The 6,176-nt window shown below is 63.9% G+C and carries 3 protein-coding genes and 1 pseudogene; 1 reads left to right on the top strand and 3 read right to left on the bottom strand.

Features of this window, described 5'->3' with window-relative positions:
- Positions 1-334: 334 nt before the first annotated feature.
- The 3 genes from AB4Z51_RS43970 to AB4Z51_RS43960 form a co-directional block, all read right to left on the bottom strand.
- On the bottom strand, positions 335-1,951 hold the full coding sequence (locus AB4Z51_RS43970) for a phosphoenolpyruvate carboxykinase (RefSeq protein WP_166345764.1): 1,617 nt from the start codon (positions 1,949-1,951) through the stop codon (positions 335-337).
- 283 nt (positions 1,952-2,234) lie between these two features.
- Entirely contained in the window at positions 2,235-4,826 is a 2,592-nt protein-coding gene (locus AB4Z51_RS43965; RefSeq protein WP_441499677.1) for a CHAT domain-containing tetratricopeptide repeat protein, read from the bottom strand.
- 78 nt (positions 4,827-4,904) lie between these two features.
- Complete coding sequence (locus AB4Z51_RS43960) at positions 4,905-5,639, bottom strand: HugZ family pyridoxamine 5'-phosphate oxidase (protein ID WP_441499676.1); 735 nt, start codon at positions 5,637-5,639, stop codon at positions 4,905-4,907.
- A 241-nt stretch (positions 5,640-5,880) separates the two neighbouring features.
- Between AB4Z51_RS43960 and AB4Z51_RS43955 the strand changes: the two are divergent.
- Positions 5,881-6,176: pseudogene (locus tag AB4Z51_RS43955) on the top strand (response regulator); the annotation flags it as partial.

The following is a 6,176-nucleotide window of genomic DNA, read 5'->3' as shown; positions in this document are numbered from 1 at the left end:
CTGTTCGGGTTCAATGGACTAACGGACGGGGCACCTCTCTCACCCACGGCCTGCAACGACCTGGGGGTTTGCGGGCTCCCGTCCGTCACCGCAACGTCTACAATAGCAGACCTGCGGCGCTTCGACTTACAAGGGGTCTCTCTCCGCGAGTCTAACTTTCACTTGAGGCGCGGATAGAACCCCTCATCCGGCGCCATAGCCGAAGCTTTGCTTCGGCGTTCTTAAGAACGGCGGCCGTGGGCCGCCTATGCCACCTTCTCCCACAAGGGGAGGAGGAAGAAACAAAAAGGGCGGCCTCGCGGCCGCCCTTTTGCCTTGAAGACAGAGCGAGCGATTACTCCGCCGCGAGCTTCACGTCCGGCGCGGCTGCGCGCACTTCGGCGTCGACCTGGGCTTCGAACTTGGCAAAGTTCTTCTGGAACATGCCGACCAGCGCGCGGGCGGTCTTGTCGAACTCGTCCTTGTCCTTCCAGGTGTTGACCGGATTGAGGATCTCGGCCGGCACGCCCGGCAGCGCGGTCGGGACCGCGAAGCCGAAATATTTGTCGGTGCGGAATTCGACGTTGCGAAGCGAGCCGTCGAGCGCGGCGGTGAGCAGCGCGCGCGTCACCTTGATCGGCATGCGCGAGCCTGTGCCATACTTGCCGCCGGTCCAGCCGGTGTTGACCAGCCAGCAATCGACATTGTGCTGGGCGATGAGGTCGCGCAGCATGTTGCCATAGACGCTGGGGTCGAGCGGCAGGAAGGGCGAACCGAAGCAGGTGGAGAATTCCGGCTGCGGCTCGTTGCCGAGACCGCGCTCGGTACCGGCAACCTTGGCGGTGTAGCCGGAGAGGAAGTGATACATCGCCTGCGCCGGCGAAAGCTTTGCGATCGGCGGCAGCACGCCGAAGGCGTCGGCGGCCAGCATCACCACGTTCTTCGGCTGCGGCGCGCGGCCGGTGCGCGAAGCGTTCGGGATGAAGTCGAGCGGATAGGCCGAGCGCGTGTTCTCGGTCTTGGAGCCGTCGTCGAAATCGACAACGCGGGTGTCTTCGTCGAGCACGCAGTTTTCGAGCACCGCGCCGAAGCGGGTCGAGGCGGCGTAGATCTGAGGCTCGGCCTCCTGCGACAGCTTGATGCACTTGGCATAGCAGCCGCCTTCGAAGTTGAACACGCCGTTCGGGCCCCAGCCGTGCTCGTCGTCGCCGATCAGCGTGCGGTTCGGATCGGCCGACAGCGTGGTCTTGCCGGTGCCTGATAGCCCGAAGAAGATCGCGGTGTCGCCATTGGCGCCGACATTGGCCGAGCAGTGCATCGGCATCACGCCGCGCTCGGGCAGGTAGTAGTTCAGCGTGGTGAAGACCGACTTCTTCATCTCGCCGGCATAATAAGACCCGCCGATCAGGACGATCTTGCGGGCGAAATCGATCGCGACGACATTCTCCGACTTGCAGCCGTGGCGTTTCGGATCGGCGCGGAAGCTTGGCATGTCGATGATGGTGAGCTCCGGCGTGAAGCTCGGCAGCTCGACCGCCTCGGGGCGGATCAACAGCGTACGGATGAACAGCGAGTGCCAGGCGAGCTCGGTGAACACGCGGGTCTTGATCCGGTAGGCCGGATCGGCGCCGCCATAGAGGTCCTGCGCGAACAGGCTCTTGCCTTCAGCGTGCTTGAGGAAGTCCTGGTAGAGCGTCTCGAACTGCTCGGCGGTGATCGACTGGTTGCCGGCCCACCACATCTTCTTGTCGGTGGTGGCGTCACGCACCGTGAACTTGTCCTTCGGGCTGCGGCCGGTGAACTCACCGGTGTCGGCGCAAAGCGAACCGTCTGCCGACAGCACCGCCTCGCCCGCAGAAAGTGAGTATTGATAGAGTTGCGGCGCGCCGAGGTTCCAGTGAACCCGTTTGAGATTCTTTAAGCCGAATTTGTCGGCACCGAAGGCACCGTTGCGCACGCCCGTCTCTTGCACGAAAAATCCTCCTAGAACCCGCGACACTCAGCGCGATCAAGCTTTGGCGCCATCGCAGTCACCGTGAATTATAGGCCGTCCGGCCTCGGTTGAACGACGTAATAATGGTGAACGCTGGCGTTGCCAAGCCGATCTCGCAGGATTTGGTTTATTCAAGGACCGCGCCAAATGCCGCGCATGTCAGCTCTGAGCGAGCGTATCAAAAAAATACGAATGATCGCGCAACCAAATGCGCAATTCCGCGTTTCCTGTGGTTATTGCGACGCACAATCGCAGGACCGTCCTATCGTACCTCGCCTTCGCCGATGAGCGCGAACGGCCCCCACATCGCGGGATAGGCGTTGCGCGGTGACGAGGTGTCATCGACGTACGTTAACATCGCGCGGCGCAAGGCTTCGGCACGGCCGATTTTTGGTTCGTTCTTGAGCAGTTCGAAAGTCGACGTGGTCAAGCGGGTGGCAGCTTCCGAATCCACGGCCCAATGCGAGACCAGCAGCGCACGTGCACCCGCGTAGAAGAACGAGCGCGCCAGCCCCGACAGGGCCTCGGCGCCGGGCTTGTCGCCGGCGATGGTGTTGCAGGCCGACAGCACAACCCAATCCGCGTTAAGCTTGAGCTGAGCGACTTCACTTGCCGTGAGCAAGCCGTCATCCAGCTCCGTCGGCCGATCGGGAATGGAGAGTGCAAGCGAGGGCTCGCCCAATCCCTTGATATCGCCGGCCACGAGACCGTGGGTGGCAAAGTAGATGATGCTGTATTGAGCAAGCGCTGCACGCTTCAGCGTCGTTTCGCTGGCATCGCGGCCGAGATGGATGTCGGCCTCGGCCGCGCCGACATCCTTTGCTACCGCGTTCAACTCGTCCGCGGTATCCGGCAGTTGCGGCAGCGCCTGCGCAAGCCGCGCGCGATCGACGCCGGCACCGCGCCAAAAATCGCTATAGGCAATTGTTGCAATGTTGCGTGCAGCGACCTTGCCGCTTGCCGCGCGACGATCGGCCGGCCCTTCCAGCGCGGGATTGAACACGGGATCGCCAAAGCCGGTCATCGGCTTCACGCCCTGCTCCCGGCGCGCGACGGCACGCAGCGATTTCAGGCTGACCACCGAGGGCAGCACCGACACCGCCTGACGCCGCAACAGCCAGGCGGCGCTGCGATAGCCTTCGAGCGTGTCCGGGATCGCAGCTTGCGGCGTCTCCGTGACGAGCAGATGAAACGGCAACGCCGTCAGCGCGGCCGACGGCACCACCAGCAGGTTGCGCTTGTCCTTCGTCAGCCCTTCGACCGGGCCGAGAAGCGCGACATAAAGCTCGTTGGCGAGCCCGAGGTCGAACAACCCTGATTTGCCGGAGGCATCACGCGCCTTGCCGACATCGAGCCCCTTGCGGAAGGCAGTCACCTTCTGCGTCAGCGCGTCCGCGCCGAGCGGAATCTCCTTCCAGTCGACGCCTTCGCGCGTGATCGCGACGACATAGCTCTGCTTGTCGACGACGGAGTAGAGCACCATCGCCTCGTCGGGCGACAGCAAGGGCTGGATATCCTTGACCGCCAGCGGCAGGGGGTTGGAGAGCGACGCATAATCGGGAAACTCGACCGCGAGCGTCTTCTGCAAGCCCGTGCGCTCGTTCGCTATCGTCGCGATCCGCACCCGGCTGCGCTGCTCGGCCGCGACGTCGCGCTGGGCCGGTTGCTTCGACACCGCGGCGATGATCGCCTTGTCGAGCGCCTCGGACTCGGCCGCAAGATCCTGGTCCCGGCGCACGAGCTCGGCCAGCCGGTCGCTGCCGGCAGCAAGGCGCACGGCCAGCTTGTTCACGGCGGACGCGGCGGAGGATTGCGTGCCGCGCTGGATCGCGGCGAGCGCCTCGTCCAGCGCCCTGTCGTCAGGCAGCAGATATTGCTGCCGCGCGGCGAACAGAACCGGCAGCACGACGCGCAGTTGCGCGCGATTGGTCGCAAGCGTCTTTTCCGCGAGCGGCAGCGCATCGGCATTCCGCCCGGAGACGTAGAGGAAATAGGYGAGATTGCTGGTCGAGGTCGTAACGTCCGGATGATCGGGACCGAGCGCACGTTCGCGGATCGACAGCGCACGGCGATAGAGCGGCTTCGCATCGGCATAGCGCTGCTGGTGCTCGTAGAGACCGGCGAGATTGTTCAGCGAGCGCGCGACGTCGGGATGGTCCGGTCCCAGCACCTTTTCGCGGATCGCGAGCGAGCGCCGGATCGGCGCCTCGGCATCCGCATCGCGGTTGAGGTCGCGATCGAGCTGGCCGAGATTGTTCAGGAGCGTCGCGACCGCCGGATGCTCGGGGCCACCGGCCTTCTGGTAGATCGCGAGCGCGCGCTGAAACAACGGCTCGGCTTCGGCCTGACGCTGCTGCTTGACATAGTATGTGGCGAGATTGTTGAGGGACTGACCGACGTCGGGATGCTCGCGCGACAGCGCCTTCTCGCGCACGGCGAGCGCACGCTTGAACAGCGGCTCGGCCTCTGCAAAGCGGCTCTGCCTCTGATAGAGCGCGGCGAGGTTGTTCAGCACCGGTGCGATCTCGACACTGTCGAGACCGGTCCCCTTCTCCATCAGTGCAATGGCGCGCTTGTAGAGCGGCTCGGCCTGGTCGTCGTGACCCTGGTCGGCGTAGATCTGCGCGAGGTTGTTGAGCGCGCCCGCGAGATCACGATTGTTGGTGGTCTTCTCGAGAGACGCCACCATGGCCTGCGCCAGCGGCAGCGCCTCCGAATATTTACCTGCACTTCGGAGTGCGTTGATCCGCGCGCTCTCCGCGGCGAGACCCTTCTGGGCAAAGCTGGGCGTGGCAAGCGATGCGGTGATCGCGAGCGCCAAACCCGCAACCAGCGTCAAACGACGGCGTGTCATGAACCCTCTCGCTGCCGACTTCGAACCATTACGGTCTTGGGTCGCAGCGATGGGGGGCGGCGTTCAATTTGTTGCGCGCTAGTCCACCTTCGCGCGCGCTTCGCCAGCGAGGCGGACCAGCATCTTGCGCAGCGCCGTGCCGTCAGTCACCCGCTCCGGGAAGTCCAGCCTTAGCGCAGTCTGGCCATCCTGCATGTCGAGGCCTTCGGGGTCGCAGCCGGTGCAGCGCCAGTCGCCCTCCGCCGCGCCGAGGAGTTTTGTTGCATAGAGGCCCATGGCGTCGCGGTGGTCGGCATTCATGTGCGCGACCGCCCCCTCCTCTGCCGCCAGCAGATCCTCGGCACCTGTTAGGTCCGTCAGGAACTGCTTGGGCTTGAGATCGACGATGCGGCCGAAGCCGGCGACCAGATGGGTTCCCGTGGGCCGAATTCTGAAGAAGGAGAAATCCTTAAACGAAACAAAGGCTTCGGCCGATGGATGGGCATTGAGATACCGCCGCTGGAGTAGATCCTTGTCGGCATCGGCCTGTTCCGCCCGACCGGACAGCATGATTCGGGCGCCCTCCAGCGGATCGCCGGCCGCGCGCTCGTCCAGCATCAGGGAGACCCGGTGATCCGCCAGGATGTTCCTGGTGTGCACGGCCAGGCCCGAGATCAGCAGGATCGGCGAGCCGTCGGGGTGGCTCGCCAGATTGACGAGGGAGCAATAGGGATCGCCGCTGCCGGCCATCAGCGTTGCCAGCGCGCCCTGGCGCGAGCGCCTGAGCAGCGATTTGGCGAGCTTTCCGGGGTCGAAATCAAGGGTCGGGTGCATCGGCTTTCTCGGGTCAGGTGGTTGCAAGGGAGGTCTTTTTTCGGGTAAACGGGGGTCAGGTTAAGGGTCGAAACGCGGCGAATCTGCTGCGCTTCGTGGAACTTGGTCACACTTCAGCCCAGCTTGCATTGCTCGGTGACAAGGTTCGACCGCCGAATTCGGCACCCGTGTATGCGGCGCATCAGTGAATTGCTCGCCGTTTCAAGCCACGACCCAAACGGAAAGCAGAAAGCAGAGGCTCATGCCCACAATCGCTTTGGTCGACGACGACCGCAACATTCTCACATCCGTCTCGATCGCGCTGGAGGCCGAAGGCTATCGCATCATGACTTACACCGACGGCGCCTCCGCGCTCGACGGCTTCCGCACCACCCAGCCCGATCTTGCCATCCTCGACATCAAGATGCCGCGCATGGACGGCATGGAAACGCTGCGCCGGCTGCGGCAGAAATCCGACCTGCCGGTGATCTTCCTGACCTCCAAGGACGAAGAGATCGACGAACCTGTTCGGCCTCAAGATGGGCGCCGACGACTTCA

The sequence above is a fragment of the Bradyrhizobium sp. 2TAF36 genome, assembly GCF_052114925.1.
Classification (GTDB): domain Bacteria; phylum Pseudomonadota; class Alphaproteobacteria; order Rhizobiales; family Xanthobacteraceae; genus Bradyrhizobium; species Bradyrhizobium barranii.
Note: the sequence above shows the minus strand (reverse complement) of the source record. Positions and strands in the feature narration are given on the sequence as shown.